Consider the following 14,670-nt stretch of genomic DNA (forward strand, 5'->3'; position numbering starts at 1 on the left):
TTTACGTCACGTTTTCCGAGCAAATCGCGGGCCGAATCTGCAGTGTAGGAGACGAAGCGGCATTTATGTGACCAGCGGGTCACTAAACTGACGACCGTTCGTCCTCGCAAACGTTGGCGGGTTGGGGCGTGTGAGTGAGGCCGCTCCCACAGGGACTGATGGCGTTCAGGCCTGCGCTGTCCCTGTAGGAGCCGGCTTGCCGGCGATGGGGCCAGACCTGCAAAAGGGGAAGGGTCAGAGCCGCGTCATCAATCCCGCGGCAGCATCGACGAATGATGCTGGCTGATCAGCCAGCGTTGGCCATCGAAGCGGTAGGTAAAGGTGTAGCGCGCTGCCAGCCGCTGCCCGGTGGCGGCAAAGTCGAAGGTATACAGCCCGGCTGCGGTGGCCTCGTTGCAGCCGCTTTGCACCTCGTGGGTGTCGAGCTTGCCGCTGGGGCGGTCCAGCAGGAACTTGCGAAAGTAATCCAGGCGCGCTTCAGCGGTGAGCCGCGGGGTGGCAGAGACGGTCGGCAGCAGCACCGCATCATCGCGGTACAGCGCGGCCACCTGGGCGGCATCGCCGCTGAGCAGGCTGGCATTCCACTGGTCGAACAGCTTGAGCAGCTCGGCGGCGCCTGCGCTTCGGCATTCTTGAGCATTGGCCTGGGCGTGCAGGCTGGGCAGGCAAAGCAGGGCGAGGGTGCAAGCGAGGGTTACGCGTTTCATCGGTAGCGCCTGTGGCAGGGCAGGCCCGGGGCGGGCCTGCGGCGCGGTTCACTGTAGGAACGGCGCCGCCCGTGGCGTATCGGAAAAACCGTCAGCGGCTGAGCGCTTTTTCCTCGTTGCCGGCCTGTTGCAACAGGCTGTTCAGCAGGGCCACCTGCTGCAGCAGTTGGTCACGTTCGTCTTTCAACTGGCGCAGTTCGTCACGGCGGATGGTGACGTAGAGGGTCTGGGTGGGGGTTGCAGGCATCAGAGTACCCATGAGCACACCTCGCGTTTCTGGCTGGTGACAAGGGAAAGCGTAGTCGCTTCACGCGGCGCGCATTCTGAATTCTTTCCCTGCCCATGGGAACTTTTTTGTTTATCGTGGTCGTGCCGTTCGTCGGTGAACCCTTGGGCGGCAGGCTGGACTAACCTGAAACCTTCAACGCGTGTCATCCATTGCTAACGGGAGCGTCGGCACATGCAACTGGGAATCGTCGGGCTGGGCCGCATGGGCGGCAATATCGCAAGGCGCCTGATGCGCGCCGGCCATCGCAGCGTGGTGCACGACCGCAGCCGCGAGGCCATCACCACCCTGGAGGGCGAAGGCGCGCAAGGGGCCCACGACCTCGGTGCGCTGGTGCAAAAGCTCAAGGCGCCGCGCGCGGTGTGGGTGATGCTGCCGGCCGGCGAGCCCACCGAGCAGACCATCGCCCAGCTGGCCGAGCTGCTGGAGCCGGGCGATGCGATCATCGACGGCGGCAACACCTTCTACAAGGACGACATGCGCCGCGCCGCCGAGCTGGCCAGGCGCGGCCTGCACTACCTCGACGTGGGCACCTCCGGCGGCGTCTGGGGCCTGGAGCGTGGCTACTGCATGATGATCGGCGGCGAAAAGGACGTGTTCGAGCGCCTTGAGCCGCTGTTCAAGGCCCTGGCCCCCGGCGTTGGCGACATCCCCCGCACCCACGGGCGCAGTGGCGAGCACCAGCGCGCCGAGCATGGCTATATTCACGCCGGGCCCCCCGGTGCCGGCCACTACGTGAAGATGGTGCACAACGGCATCGAGTACGGCCTGATGCAGGCCTACGCCGAAGGCTTCGACCTGCTGCGCAGCAAGGGCGGCGACGAGCTGCCGGAAGATCAGCGCTTCGACCTGAACCTGCCGGAAATCGCCGAAGTGTGGCGCCGTGGCAGCGTGGTCACCTCGTGGCTGCTGGACCTCACCGCCGACGCCCTGGTGGCCGACCCGCAGCTCAGCCAGTTCAGCGGTTCGGTGTCCGACAGTGGCGAAGGGCGCTGGACCATCGATGCTGCCGTGGAGCAGGCGGTGCCGGTTCCGGTGCTGTCCAGCGCGCTGTTCGCGCGTTTTCGCTCGCGCCAGCAGCAGGGTACCTACGGTGACAAGGTGCTCTCTGCCATGCGCCTGGGCTTCGGTGGCCATGTGGAGAAAAAAGGCCAATGACCGAACAGAAAATCCCCGCTGCACCGCCTTGCACGTTGTTTCTGTTCGGCGCCAATGGCGACCTGGTCAAGCGCCTGCTGATGCCGGCGCTGTACAACCTCAGCCGCGACGGCCTGCTCGACCGCAACCTGCGCATTGTCGGCGTCGACCATAACCCGGCCACCGCCGAGGAATTTGCCGGTCGCCTGCATGCCTTCATGCAGGAGCGCGACAAAGGCGGCGAAGGCGCCGCCAAGTGCCTGGATGAAAAGCTCTGGGCGCGCCTGGCCAAGCGCCTGGATTACCAGACCGGAGATTTTCTCGACCCCGCCACTTACCAGGCCCTGGGCAAACGCATCGACAAGACCGCCCACGGCAATGCGATTTTCTACCTCGCCACCTCGCCGCGCTTCTTCCCCGAAGTGGCCCAGCGCCTGGGCGAGGCGGGCCTTCTGGATGAGTCCGCCGGCGGTTTTCGCCGGGTGGTGGTGGAAAAGCCCTTCGGCACCGACCTTGCCAGCGCCGAGGCGTTGAATGCCTGCCTGCTCAAGGTGATGAGCGAACGGCAGATCTACCGCATCGACCATTACCTGGGTAAAGAGACGGTGCAGAACATCCTGGTCAGCCGTTTTTCCAACGGCCTGTTCGAGTCGTTCTGGAACAACCACTACATCGACCACGTGCAGATCACCGCCGCCGAGACCGTCGGCGTCGAAACCCGCGGCGCCTTCTACGACAACACCGGCGCGCTGCGTGACATGGTGCCCAACCACCTGTTCCAGCTGCTTGCCATGGTGGCCATGGAGCCGCCAGCAGCGTTCGGCGCCGATGCCGTGCGCGGCGAAAAGGCCAAGGTGATCGGCGCCATTCGCCCCTGGTCGGCGAAGATGGCCCTGAAAAACTCGGTGCGCGGGCAGTACGCGGCCGGTAAGCAGGGCCGCAGGAAGCTCGCCGCCTACCGCGACGAGCCCAACGTGGCCGAGGGCAGTCAGACCGAAACCTACGTGGCGTTGAAGGTGATGATCGACAACTGGCGCTGGGCCGGGGTGCCGTTTTACCTGCGTACCGGCAAACGCATGAGCGTGCGCGACACCGAGATCGCCATCTGCTTCAAGCCGGCGCCCTATGCGCAGTTTCGCGAAAGCGAGCTGGAGCGGCCCAAGCCCAACTACCTGAAAATCCAGATCCAGCCCAACGAGGGCATGTGGTTCGACCTGCAGGCCAAGCGCCCGGGGCCGGAGCTGGTGATGGAGAACGTCGAGCTGGGCTTTGCCTACAAGGACTTCTTCAAGATGACCCCGGCCACCGGCTACGAGACGCTGATCTACGACTGCCTGACCGGCGACCAGACCCTGTTCCAGCGCGCCGACAACATCGAGAACGGCTGGCGCGCGGTGCAGCCGTTTCTGGATGCTTGGAGCAGCGGGGAGGTGCATGAATACGCCGCTGGCGAGGATGGCCCCGAAGCCGGCAACGAGCTGCTCAGCCGCGACAAGCGCGAGTGGCATAGCCTGGGGTGAGCCCTGTAGGAGCGGCCTTGTGTCGCGAAAGGGGCGCGAAGCGGCCCCAGGTTCTCGACTCCATGCGAAATCTACGGGGCCGCTTTGCGGCCCTTTCGCGACACAAGGCCGCTCCTACAGGGATATGCTTCGGCTTTGCTGACCAACCCCAGCGGAACGACCAGCCCGATCCCGGCATCCAACCCTGCGAACCCCGCCAACCGCAGGAGCCCCGATGCCCGCCCACATCGAAGACTACGCCCTTATCGGCAACTGCCGCAGCGCCGCCCTGGTCAGCCGCGACGGCGCCCTCGACTGGCTGTGCCTGCCGCGCTTCGACGCCCCCGCGGTGTTCGCCGCCTTGCTCGGCAACGAAGAAAACGGCCGCTGGCGCATCGCCCCCAGCGACCCGGTAGAACACTGCAGCCGCCGCTACCTGGACGACACCCTGGTGCTGGAAACCACCTGGGTCACTGCCAGCGGCCGCGCCCGGGTGCTCGACTGCATGCCCCTTGGCGAGAGCAATGCGGTGCTGCGCATCGTCGAAGGCCTGGCCGGCGAAACCGCCTTCGAAATGGACCTGGTGCTGCGCTTCGACTACGGCCGCAGCGTGCCCTGGGTGGAGAAGATCGACCCGCTGACCCTGAGCGCCGTGGCCGGCCCTGACCGGCTGATTCTGCGCAGCACCACCGCCACCCACGGCCAGGACCACCACAGCGTCGCGCGTTTTCGCGTGTGCGCCGGCCAGCGCCAGGTGTTCAGCCTGTGCCATCAGCCCTCGCACCTGCCAGTGCAGCCCGGCTGCGATGCCGACCACGACCTGGAACACACCATCAACCACTGGCAGGCCTTCGCCGCCCGCTGCCCCGACGTCGGCCCCTACACCGCGCTGGTGCGCCGCTCGCTGTTGACCCTCAAAGCCATGACCTACGCCCCCACCGGCGGCATGGTCGCCGCCGTCACCACCTCGCTACCCGAACGGGTGGGCGGCGAGCGCAATTGGGACTACCGCTACTGCTGGCTGCGCGACGCCACCATGACGCTGCTGGCGCTGATGAACCTGGGCTACTTCGACGAAGCCCAGGCCTGGCGCGAATGGCTGCTGCGCTCGGTGGCCGGCAACCCCGAGCAGATGCAGATCATGTACGGCCTGGCCGGCGAGCGTGACCTGACCGAGTTCACCTTGCCGTGGCTGGCCGGCTACGAGCACTCGCAGCCGGTGCGGGTGGGCAACGCTGCCGCCGACCAGTTGCAGCTGGACATCTATGGCGAGCTGGCCGACGCCATGAGCCAGGCGATTCGCGGCGGCCTGCCGCGCCACCCGCGCAGCGCCGCCATTGCCCGGGCGATCATGCCGTACCTGGAGCGTATCTGGCGTGAGCCGGACGAAGGGCTATGGGAGGTGCGCGGCGGGCGTCAGCACTTCGTGCATTCCAAGGTCATGGCCTGGGTGGCCTTCGACCGCTCGGCGGGGCTGGCCGAAACCACCGAGGAGGGGCGTGAGCAGGCGCGGCATTACCGCGAGGTGGCTGACCGCATTCGTGACGAGGTTTGTGTAAAGGGGTTGGATGCCGGTGGCAGTCATTTCGTGCAGGCCTATGGGTCTACCGAGCTGGACGCCAGCTTGCTGCAAATCGCCTTGACCGGTTTTTTGCCGGCGGATGATCCGCGCTTCTTGCGCACCCTGGAGCAGATCGAAAAGCGCCTGCTGCGTAACGGGCTGTTGCTGCGCTACGACAGTGACAACTGCAGTGATGGGCTGACGCCGGGGGAGGGGACGTTTTTGGTGTGTTCGTTCTGGTTGGCGGATGTGTATGTGCTGTTGGGGCGGCAGGGGGAGGCTCAGGCGTTGTATGAGCGATTGACCGGGCTTTGTAATGATGTGGGGTTGTTGGCCGAGCAATATGACCCGGCGGGGGGGCGCATGTTGGGGAATTATCCGCAGGCGTTTAGTCATATTGGGATTATTAATACGGCGTTGAATTTGTATCGGGCGCAGTGTCCGGTGCGGGATCGGGCTAGTTGTGGGTAGCTGACAAGTGTTCGCCGAAGGTTTTGCAGCGCCTATCAGATCGAGCGCCGCCCGCGCGGCGCATCGCGACACAAGGCCGCTCCTACATCTGTTTCGGGCCAGTTATGCCTGTGAACGTATCGGCGCCTGCCTTGGTGCATGCCTTGAGTCATGTGGAGCGGCGGCGATGCCCACGCTGAACTCGCGTCGAACCAACAAGGCGGACCAGGTGATGGCACAGAACAGACTGGCCCGAAACAGATGTAGGAGCGGCCTTGTGTCGCGATGCGCCGCGCGGGCGGCGCTCTATCTTATAGGCGCTGCAAGGGTTGTGGCGAGCACCTGGCTGCCCTGACGCGAACACCTTGAAATGGATGGCCCTAATGGCGGATGAGCCACTAGCTAGAACCACCCAAAAATCTAGCGACTTCCTACAAACCCCAATCAGATCTTCCCTATTGCCTGTAGTCCATTTCCGAAACACCCTTTTACCGCCCCTGAGCCATTGCGACCGGCCCCGCAGCTCCCTAGTCTCGCTCCGTCGTTGCCAATTCAACGACCGGGTCTGCAAGCCCGTGTGTGATAGGAAGCCTAGCGCTCACCGCTATGCCGCCGACGCTTGTCTGTGGCTCTGTTTATGGCGGCTGTGTGTGGGTGGCCTTCGGGCCAGCCGGGTTTTCTCCTATTGCCCCGGTCTTGCAGCCCTGCACACAGCCGCCACCCTTACTTGCAAGGTAGTGAATGGCGGTAACTCTCATGCAAATGGAGCATCGTCATGCTGAAAATCGTCCCCGACCCACCCGCCCGCTACCACCTCGAAGACACCCTGATCCAGGCCACCGAGTTCACCCGCTGCGCCCTGGCCGTGGCGCACCAGTCCGCATTGGCTTCACCACCCCATTCACTGGGCTCCACTCTGGCCCTCACGGCAGTGCACGAAATCGAATGCCTGCGCACGCTGCTGGAATCGGCGCTGGCGCAAGTGCAACTGGAAGGTCAGACGCAGCATTGAGGCCGCGTTTACTTTTTTGAAGTGCGCCTGGCGCAGCGGCCTCATCGCTGGCAAGCCAGCTCCTACAGAGGGGCGCGTAAGCCTGCCAGGTAATCCAGTATCTACCAGCCAACTGAGCCAGCACGTGCCAGGCCGGGTATGCCATGATGCCCGGCCCCGGCGTATCAAAGCGCCCGCACCCAGACGAGGCCCCCGCCAATGCCCAGCACCCCACCCGACGGCCTGCCGGTCTACCGCCTGATCACCGGCAAGGACGACGCCGCCTTCTGCAAGCGCATCAGCGAGAACCTCGCTCTCGGCTACCAGCTGTACGGCTCGCCCAGCGTCACCTTCGATGCCGTGCAGGGCCACGTGGTCGCCGCCCAGGCCATCCTCTGGCCCGGCCATGGCACCCCCGCGCAAGGCTGAGCCCCATGCCCGCCACCCTGCACCGGGCTACCCTCGAGGACGCTGACGCCATCGCCGCGCTGGTAGCCGAGGCCTACAGCCCCTACATTCCCCGTATCGGCCGCAAGCCCGGGCCGATGCTGGATGACTACGCTCAAGTAGTGCGCGACGACGAGGTCTACGTTGCCCGGCAAGCCAGGCGCATCGTCGGCTTGCTGGTACTGCGCCACCAAGGCCGTGAGCTGCTGCTGGCCAATGTGGCCGTGTTGCCGGCCTGCAAAGGGCAGGGCATCGGCCGCCTGTTGCTGCAGGCCTGCGAAGCACAGGCACGGGCCGCAGGCTGCGAGGCCATTCGCCTGTATACCCATGCGGCGATGACCGAAAACCTCGCCCTCTACCGCAAGCTGGGCTACCGCCAGACCCACCGCGCCATCCAGGATGGCTTCCCCCGGGTATTCATGCGCAAAGCGCTGATCAGCGCCTGACCACGCAACCGACACGGCCGTGCTGCGCCTGCGGCGCTGGGGCCACTTGCAAGTATTTCCCTCTCTGACCCATCGCGCCACCCCGGCACTATAGCGATCGAACCCCCTTGGCCAAGGTCGCGAAGCTTTTGCGCGACTGTCCGCCCGGTTTGCCCATGGCCCTCTGTACGCGGGGCCAGCAGGTAAGCCGCACAGGTAATCTGACCCGAAAAAGGAGCGTCCGCCTTGGCGAACCAGTCCTTCCAGCAACTGATCCAGGGCATCGCCGGCGCGGTCGCCGAGGCGCAGGACAAGATTCAGCGCTTGCAGATGTCCACGGTGCGTCAGTACTTCGACGAGGACAACCGCCCGGTGTGCATCGATGTGCGCCTGCCAGTGCCCTCGGCGGTGGCTGGCGAGGAACGCCTGGTGCGGGTGCCTTTGCTGTCGTTGATCGGGGCCAGGCTGCTGGCCGTCAAGGACATGGAAATCGCTTTCGAGGTCGGCCTGAACGCGCAGACCAGCTCGACGCCGTCTGAGACCTGTGCCCAGAGCCTGGATGCCCAAGGCTGGCCGACTGAATGCCATAACCCCCTGAGTGTCGACCTTGGTGTCCGGCGCACGGGGGAAGGCGGGCCTCTGGCCCGCGTGACCCTGCGGGTCGAGACCCAGCCTGCGTCCGAAGGCATGGCCCGGCTCGTGCAAAACCTCGACAAACTGATCTGAAAACCAGGAGTAACAGCCATGTCCAATTTCGTAATGGGTAACCAGTTCCGCGGCCTGCCAATGGGCGATCTGATCGGTGGCCCGCTGACCGCTGCCTGCGATGCCCAGGTGCGCCTGGCCAACGCCACGGCCGAGTTCATCAAGGTGGTGGGTTTTCTGCCGCCGCAGGATGCTGAAGGAAGCGACCCCAACGGGGTCGGTGATGTCCGTACCGTGAGTTTTCGTTTCGACCGGCCCTCCGCTGCCCCGGCTGCCGACGGTGGCACGGCGATGGAGCGGGTAGAGCTGGAAGTACCGCTGCTGTCGGTGGTCAAGGTGCCGAACCTTGCCATCAACAATGTCGGTATCACCTTCGACATGGAGGTCAAGCACTCCGAGAACCTGCGTGATGCCAGCAGCGCGCAAGCGGCGATGTCTGCCGAGGCCAAGGTGGGCTGGGGCCCGTTCAGCGCCAAGGTGAACATTTCCGGCTCGGTGTCTTCGCACAAGGAGCACACCCGCTCCACCGACCATTCGGCGCGCTACCACGTCGAGCTCAATGCCACCGACAGTGGCATGCCGGAAGGCCTGGCACGGGTGATGGACCTGATTTCCCAGTCGGTCGCTCCGCGCGCCATCACCCAGCTCGGCGACAGCTCGGCCGCTTGATGCCAGCCACGCCGTCTCCCGGCCAGGCTCTGCCTGGCTGACGCCACCCGCCCTTGGCAGCGAGGCCCCACACGATGTTCGACCTCACCGATGTTGGCTATGTGAAGCGCATCGTCGTCGGCAGCACCGATCCGGAAAAGCTGACGTCGCAAGCGCTGATCCAGCAGCAGACCGCACTGCTCAACCGCTGCCTGAGCGAGCTGCCCAAAGGGCGCATCGTCGGTATCGAGAAATCCTTCAACCTGCTCAATATCGGCGAGCACCAGGTGGTGCTGCAGGCGCTGATCTACCACGTGGGTTTCGCCCGGCGGCCGTACTGGCTGGGTGATGAGCCGGAGGGTCAATGAGCGAGCACCTGGAGCAATTCGTGCGCACGCTCGACCAGGCCCTGCACCAGGCCCGCGACGCTACCGCCAGGCAATGGCCGGGCACCCGTGTCGGCTCGCTGGCGCTGGAGCTGCTGGCCACGGTGGAGCCGGGTGACTCGGCACAGACCCTGGCGCTGCGCCTGGGGGGCACCCCCGGGCGCAAGCAGGCGAGTTATGAACTGAGCATCGAGCTACCAGCCGACGACGGCGCCATCGTGGTGCGCGTCGATGGTCAGCCCATTGGGCATTTCACCAGGGGGGGCGATGGGCAGCAGGCATGACCCCACGATTCTGCTGCTGCTGACACCCGAGCAGAGCGTGGCGCTGCGCGCACTGCTCAAGGAGGCGCCCAGGAGCAGGCGTCGATGGCTGTCGATACGGCTGCGGCGCGCCCTTGGCCTGGCTCTGCTGGTAGGCCTGGTAGGGCTGGGCGGGTTGGCCGCACTGCACTTGGACACCCTCCCTGATTGGGCCGGGTGGCACTTGGCTGAACCGAATGACGCAACCTTCAATTATGGAGAACAACCATGAAACCAACACTGGCCTTGCTATCGGGCGCGATTGCGCTGGTAGCACTGACATCGGCCCATGCCGACAGGAAATACGAAGGCATCCTCGAGGACAACGGGCGCAATGTGCCGATACTGCTCAGCATCAGCCAGACCCTGAAGCTTGGCGAGAACGCCGGCACCATTCGCTTCAACGGCGACTGGAAGTGCGGCTTCGCGCTGGAGTTCGCCGGCACCGTAGGAAAGGTCAACAGCTACAGCCTGCAAGGCCCCGGGCCTGGCCGCTGCACAACGCTGGTCTCCGGTTACCTGCGCAAGCGCTCGGGCACCGATGGTCTGCAGATCGAGGTGCTCAACAAGGCCAACGACACGGTCTACGACTTCACCTTGCGGCGTGCGGGTTTGCGCGACGGCTGACGCCCTTCAAACCCTTTCCCTCGATGCACGGGCACGCCGCAGCGTTGTCTGCAGGCTGCGGCTTGCCCGTGCGCAGGAGTTGAATTATGTGCATCTTGCAAACCGTTGGACCCGGGGGCCGTAACACGACGGCAGATGTGAAGAGCCTGCAGTTGCTGCTCGGCCTGAGCCGCGGGCAGCACGGCGTGAGCCAGTCACTGGCCATCGATGGCGTCTGGGGGGCCACATCAAGCAACGCCCTGGCCAGCTTTCGCCAGGGCATGGGTATCGCTGAACAAGGGTTGTTGGCGCCAGCTGACGTGACCCTGGACGCCCTGCGTGCCGGCCTGCCGGACGGGGTGCCGGCAGCGCTGCTGTGGGCGGTGATGATCAACGGGTCCGCTGCCCGCATCGAGGCGTTCCACCAGCCCCTGCTGGCGGCGCTGGAACGCTATGGCATCGACACCCCCCTGCGCATCGCGCACTTTCTGGCGCAGGTCGCCCATGAGAGCGGCTGCCTGCGCTACACCGAAGAAATCGCCAACGGTCAGGCCTATGAAGGGCGCAAGGACCTGGGCAACCTGCAGCCGGGCGATGGCGTGCGCTTCAAGGGCCGCGGGCTGATCCAGCTCACCGGCCGTGCCAATTACCGCGCCTATGGCCAGCACTGTCAGCGTGACTTTGAAGCCGACGACCCGGCCCAGGTCAGCCACGAGCCGGCCCTTGCCGTGGATGTCGCCGGCTGGTTCTGGTGGCGCAATGGGCTCAACGAGTGGGCCGACCAGGACGATCTGCGCCAGGTCACCCGGCGCATCAACGGCGGCTACAACGGCCTGGACGATCGCGCATTCTACCTGGCCCGGGCCCGCTGGCTGTTGCGCGGCTGAGCGCAGCGCCTGGCGCTGGCAAGCTGGCGAGCAGAGCCTATTCTGCCTGTTGGAGCCGCACACCACTGTGTGGTTTCACCGACAGAAGGAACCTGCCATGTCCCATCTCGACGACGCCACCGACACCCTGCAGCGTTTCATCGACGAGGAAGCCACACCCGATGCCGTGGCGCACCTGCTGGAGCGAGCCCGGGCCACCTTGAGCAACCGCGTGGTAGAGGATTACCTGGGGGATGCCCACCGGGTCAGCTTCGATGACGAGGATGTCGTGATCGAACCCTACAAGGCTGGGCGTGGCCAGGCCTTGCACCTGCCGCTGAACGATTTCATCACCGGCCTGCAGGCCTGGCTGGATGCCCATGGGGGTATCCGGCCAGGCCCTGCGCAACGGCGCTGAGGGTCAGGCCAGCGTCTCTCGGGCAGCGCTTGGCGCATGGGTGTAGCGCAGGGTCGGTAGCAGGAAGGCGATCGCCAGCAGGCAGGCACTTACCAGCATGACGAAGCCGCCGTCCCAGCCAAAGTGGTCAACGGTGTAACCCATCGCTGCACTGGCCGCGACCGAGCCGCCCAGGTAGCCGAACAGCCCGGTGAAGCCTGCGGCGGTGCCGGCGGCTTTCTTCGGTGCCAGCTCCAGCGCCTGCAGGCCCACCAGCATGACCGGCCCGTAGATCAAAAAGCCGATGGAGAACAACGCGACCATGTCGATGGTCGGGTTGCCTGGCGGGTTCAGCCAGTACACCAGGGTGGCCACGGTCACCAGGGCCATGAACACGATGCCGGTCAGGCCGCGGTTGCCGCGGAAGATCTTGTCGGACATCCAGCCGCACAGCAGGGTGCCGGGAATACCGGCCCACTCGTAGAAGAAATACGCCCACGAGGTGGTGTCGACGCTGAAGTGCTTGGCCTCTTTCAGGTAGGTCGGCGCCCAGTCCAGCACGCCGTAGCGCAGCAGGTAGACGAACACGTTGGCCAGGGCGATGTACCACAGCAGTTTGTTGCGCAGCACGTACTCGACGAAGATCTGCTTGGCGCTGAATTCCTGCTCGTGGCTCTCGTCGTAGCCTTCGGGGTAGTCGTTCTTGTACTGCTCCACCGGCGGCAGCCCCACCGACTGCGGGGTGTCACGCATGGCGGCAAAGGCGAACACCGCCACCAGCACGGCCACGGCAGCCGGCACGTAGAACGCTGCGTGCCAGTCGTTGGTCCAGCCCAGGCCCAGCAGGAACAGCGGGCCGATCAGGCCGCCGCCGACGTTGTGGGCGACGTTCCACACCGACACCACGCCGCCGCGTTCCTTCTGCGACCACCAGTGCACCATGGTCCGCCCGCTCGGCGGCCAACCCATGCCCTGGGCCCAGCCGTTGATGAACAGCAGGGTGAACATGATCGCTACGCTGGAGGTGGCCCAGTGTGCGAAACCGAAAATGAACATCACCCCGGCCGAGATCAGCAGGCCGAAGGGCAGGAAGTAGCGGGGGTTGGAGCGGTCGGACACCAGCCCCATGAGGAACTTGGACAGCCCGTAGGCAATGGCGATGGCCGAAATGGCCAGGCCCAGCTGGCCGCGGGTGTAGCCCTCTTCCTCGATGAGGTAGGGCATGGCCAGGGAGAAGTTCTTGCGCAGCAGGTAGTAGCCGGCATAGCCGAAGAAAATCCCGGCGAAGATCTGCCAGCGCATGCGCCGGTAGGTGCTGTCGACGTGCTCGTCGGGCAGCGGCGCCTTGTGCAGGGCAGGGCGGAAAAAGGCAAACATGTGAAGCTCCCGATTGTTATAGGTATGCGAAAGCGAATATTACATTTTCGTTACAGAAAAAATATCGCTTCGATCGGGAGAATTTGTTGGTTTTTGAAAGGCCATCGCGGGGCAAGCCCGCTCCCACGTTGTTGTGCTACCCGTGGGAGCGGGCTTGCCCCGCGATGCGCTGTCACTGCACCCGCGTCACCCGCCACAGGGTATTGGCCAGGTCATCGGCAATGATCAGCGCCCCGCGCGGGTCCACCGTCACCCCCACCGGCCGGCCGCGGGTCTTGCCGTCGTCACCGCGAAAACCGGTGGCGAAGTCCACCGGTTCACCGGCCGGTTTGCCGTCCTTGAACGGCACGAAGATCACCTTGTAGCCCACCGGGTTGGGCCGGTTCCAGCTGCCGTGCTCACCCACGAACACGCCGTCTGCGAACTGCGGGCCCATGGCCGCCGTGGAGAAGTCCACCCCCAGCGCCGCCACATGCGAGCCCAGGCTGTAGTCGGGGGCGATTGCCGCCTTGACCTTGTCCGGGTTCTGCGGGCGTACCCGGTCGTCGACGTTCTGCCCCCAGTAGCTGAAGGGCCAGCCATAGAACGCGCCTTCCTTCACCGAGGTCAGGTAATCGGGCACCAGGTCCGGGCCCAGTTCGTCACGCTCGTTGACCACTGCCCACAACTGCCCGCTGCCGGGCTGCACGGTCAGTGCGGTGGGGTTGCGCAGGCCGGTGGCGTAAGGGCGGTGGGCGCCGGTCACCGCATCCACCTCCCAGACCATGGCGCGGTCCACCTCGGCCTCCATGCCGCGCTCGGTGATGTTGCTGTTGGAGCCGATGCCCACGTACAGGTGGCGCCCGTCGGGGCTCACTGCCAGCGACTTGGTCCAGTGGTGGTTGATCTCGGCCGGCAGGTCGGTAACCTTGGTCGGCGGGCCACCGGCCTTGGTCTGGCCGTCCTGGTAGTCGAAGCGCACCAGCGCGTCCTGGTTGGCCACGTACAGCTTGCCGCTGTCGAAGGCCAGGCCGTAAGGGGCGTTGAGATTTTCGGCGAACACCGTCTGCATTTCGTACTGTCCATCGCCGTCGGCATCGCGCAGCAGGGTCAGGCGGTTGCCACCCTTGACCTGGGTGTTGCCCTTGGCCTTGATCTGGCTGGCGATCACGTCCTTGGGCTTGAGCTTGGCGGCATTGCCACCGCGGCCTTCGGCCACCAGGATGTCGCCGTTGGGCAGCACCAGGGTCTGACGCGGGATCTTCAAATCCTTGGCGATGGCCGTGATGCGATAACCCTCGGGCACCTTGGGCATGTTGTCGCCCCAGGCCGCAGGCTCGGCGATTTTCATGCTCGGCAGCAGGCCGCGTTCGGGGGCCGGCAGTTTCGGCTCGGGGCCGCGGCTCTGGGTCGGCTCACCCTCGCCGCCGCAGGCGCTGAGCAGCAAGGCCATGCTCAGGGCGCTCAGTGCAAGCTTCATGGCGCCACCTCTGTACGCAGGCCCAACCAGGTAGCCACGCAGGCCAACAGGCTGACGATGACCGACAGCACCAGCCCGGCAGGCATCACCGCCCAGGCGTCCTTGGCGTGTTCGAAGGCGTTGACCAAACCCAGCAGCCAGGCAGCCAGCAGCAGCACGAAGTACAGCTTGCGCGCGCCGCGCAGCAGGCCAGCCAGGGCGAACAGCAAGGCCAGGCCGCTGAACAACAGGCCGCCGGCGATCAGCCAGGAGGCGAAGTTGCTCCATTGGATCTGAAAGCTCTGGTAGTAGGCGATGTCGCTGATCAGGCCGCCGAGAAACAGCGGCACGCTGCCGGCCAGCAGGGTCGTATGCAGCACACCAGGGGTGCGGTAGTAGAGGGGGGCGGTGGTGGTGGTCACGGGCACTCCTTATCGTTCGG

17 protein-coding genes and 1 pseudogene are annotated in these 14,670 nt (G+C 65.3%); 13 read left to right on the forward strand and 5 right to left on the reverse strand.

Features of this window, described 5'->3' with window-relative positions:
* Positions 1 to 248: 248 nt before the first annotated feature.
* Positions 249 to 707 (reverse strand): SgcJ/EcaC family oxidoreductase, encoded by a 459-nt coding sequence (locus tag ACI2KK_RS14515; protein ID WP_404669400.1) that lies wholly within the window; start codon positions 705 to 707, stop codon positions 249 to 251.
* A 91-nt stretch (positions 708 to 798) separates the two neighbouring features.
* Entirely contained in the window at positions 799 to 966 is a 168-nt protein-coding gene (locus ACI2KK_RS14520; RefSeq protein ID WP_369990692.1) for a DUF6026 family protein, read from the reverse strand.
* 201 nt (positions 967 to 1,167) lie between these two features.
* On the opposite strand from ACI2KK_RS14520, the gene gnd reads away from it, so the two are divergent.
* The 13 genes from gnd to ACI2KK_RS14585 all read left to right on the forward strand — a co-directional run bounded on the left by gnd (position 1,168) and on the right by ACI2KK_RS14585 (position 11,434).
* Positions 1,168 to 2,151, forward strand: a complete 984-nt coding sequence (gene gnd / locus ACI2KK_RS14525) for a phosphogluconate dehydrogenase (NAD(+)-dependent, decarboxylating) (protein ID WP_404669401.1) — start codon at positions 1,168 to 1,170, stop codon at positions 2,149 to 2,151.
* Positions 2,148 to 3,650, forward strand: coding sequence for a glucose-6-phosphate dehydrogenase (gene zwf / locus ACI2KK_RS14530; RefSeq protein ID WP_404669402.1), 1,503 nt, complete (start codon positions 2,148 to 2,150; stop codon positions 3,648 to 3,650). The genes gnd and zwf overlap by 4 nt, the downstream gene beginning before the upstream one ends.
* 214 nt (positions 3,651 to 3,864) lie before the next feature.
* Positions 3,865 to 5,661 carry a glycoside hydrolase family 15 protein gene (locus ACI2KK_RS14535; protein ID WP_404669403.1) on the forward strand — a complete coding sequence of 599 codons (1,797 nt, stop codon included), beginning with the start codon at positions 3,865 to 3,867 and terminating at the stop codon, positions 5,659 to 5,661.
* A 754-nt stretch (positions 5,662 to 6,415) separates the two neighbouring features.
* Complete coding sequence (locus ACI2KK_RS14540) at positions 6,416 to 6,652, forward strand: hypothetical protein (protein WP_404669404.1); 237 nt, start codon at positions 6,416 to 6,418, stop codon at positions 6,650 to 6,652.
* 198 nt (positions 6,653 to 6,850) lie between these two features.
* Positions 6,851 to 7,060 carry a DUF1737 domain-containing protein gene (locus ACI2KK_RS14545; protein WP_404669405.1) on the forward strand — a complete coding sequence of 70 codons (210 nt, stop codon included), beginning with the start codon at positions 6,851 to 6,853 and terminating at the stop codon, positions 7,058 to 7,060.
* A 5-nt stretch (positions 7,061 to 7,065) separates the two neighbouring features.
* The gene (locus ACI2KK_RS14550) at positions 7,066 to 7,524 is read left to right on the forward strand and encodes a GNAT family N-acetyltransferase (protein ID WP_404669406.1); all 459 of its coding nucleotides are present in this window, start codon (positions 7,066 to 7,068) and stop codon (positions 7,522 to 7,524) included.
* A 225-nt stretch (positions 7,525 to 7,749) separates the two neighbouring features.
* Entirely contained in the window at positions 7,750 to 8,229 is a 480-nt protein-coding gene (locus tag ACI2KK_RS14555) for a DUF2589 domain-containing protein (protein WP_404669407.1), read from the forward strand.
* A gap of 18 nt (positions 8,230 to 8,247) precedes the next feature.
* Entirely contained in the window at positions 8,248 to 8,877 is a 630-nt protein-coding gene (locus tag ACI2KK_RS14560) for a DUF2589 domain-containing protein (RefSeq protein ID WP_404669408.1), read from the forward strand.
* A gap of 74 nt (positions 8,878 to 8,951) precedes the next feature.
* Positions 8,952 to 9,224, forward strand: a complete 273-nt coding sequence (locus ACI2KK_RS14565; RefSeq protein WP_404669409.1) for a hypothetical protein — start codon at positions 8,952 to 8,954, stop codon at positions 9,222 to 9,224.
* Entirely contained in the window at positions 9,221 to 9,526 is a 306-nt protein-coding gene (locus ACI2KK_RS14570) for a hypothetical protein (RefSeq protein WP_404669410.1), read from the forward strand. Before ACI2KK_RS14565 ends, ACI2KK_RS14570 begins: the two co-directional genes overlap by 4 nt.
* Before the next feature lie 246 nt (positions 9,527 to 9,772).
* Positions 9,773 to 10,171, forward strand: coding sequence for a hypothetical protein (locus ACI2KK_RS14575; RefSeq protein ID WP_404669411.1), 399 nt, complete (start codon positions 9,773 to 9,775; stop codon positions 10,169 to 10,171).
* Positions 10,172 to 10,308: 137 nt separating this feature from the next.
* Positions 10,309 to 11,037 (forward strand): glycoside hydrolase family 19 protein, encoded by a 729-nt coding sequence (locus ACI2KK_RS14580; protein ID WP_404669412.1) that lies wholly within the window; start codon positions 10,309 to 10,311, stop codon positions 11,035 to 11,037.
* Between the two features lie 97 nt (positions 11,038 to 11,134).
* A complete protein-coding gene (locus tag ACI2KK_RS14585) occupies positions 11,135 to 11,434 on the forward strand; it encodes a hypothetical protein (protein WP_404669413.1) in 300 nt (99 codons plus the stop codon).
* A 7-nt stretch (positions 11,435 to 11,441) separates the two neighbouring features.
* On the opposite strand, the pseudogene glpT reads toward ACI2KK_RS14585, so the two are convergent.
* From glpT to ACI2KK_RS14600, 3 genes and pseudogenes are all read right to left on the reverse strand, one after another.
* Positions 11,442 to 12,790, reverse strand: a pseudogene (gene glpT / locus ACI2KK_RS14590) (glycerol-3-phosphate transporter); the annotation flags it as partial.
* 172 nt (positions 12,791 to 12,962) lie between these two features.
* Complete coding sequence (locus tag ACI2KK_RS14595) at positions 12,963 to 14,249, reverse strand: PQQ-dependent sugar dehydrogenase (RefSeq protein WP_404669414.1); 1,287 nt, start codon at positions 14,247 to 14,249, stop codon at positions 12,963 to 12,965.
* Positions 14,246 to 14,650 carry a DUF2231 domain-containing protein gene (locus tag ACI2KK_RS14600; protein ID WP_404669415.1) on the reverse strand — a complete coding sequence of 135 codons (405 nt, stop codon included), beginning with the start codon at positions 14,648 to 14,650 and terminating at the stop codon, positions 14,246 to 14,248. Before ACI2KK_RS14600 ends, ACI2KK_RS14595 begins: the two co-directional genes overlap by 4 nt.
* Positions 14,651 to 14,670: the final 20 nt, after the last annotated feature.

Source organism: Pseudomonas sp. NPDC089406, from assembly GCF_044900265.1.
GTDB classification, from domain to species: Bacteria; Pseudomonadota; Gammaproteobacteria; order Pseudomonadales; family Pseudomonadaceae; genus Aquipseudomonas; species Aquipseudomonas fakonensis.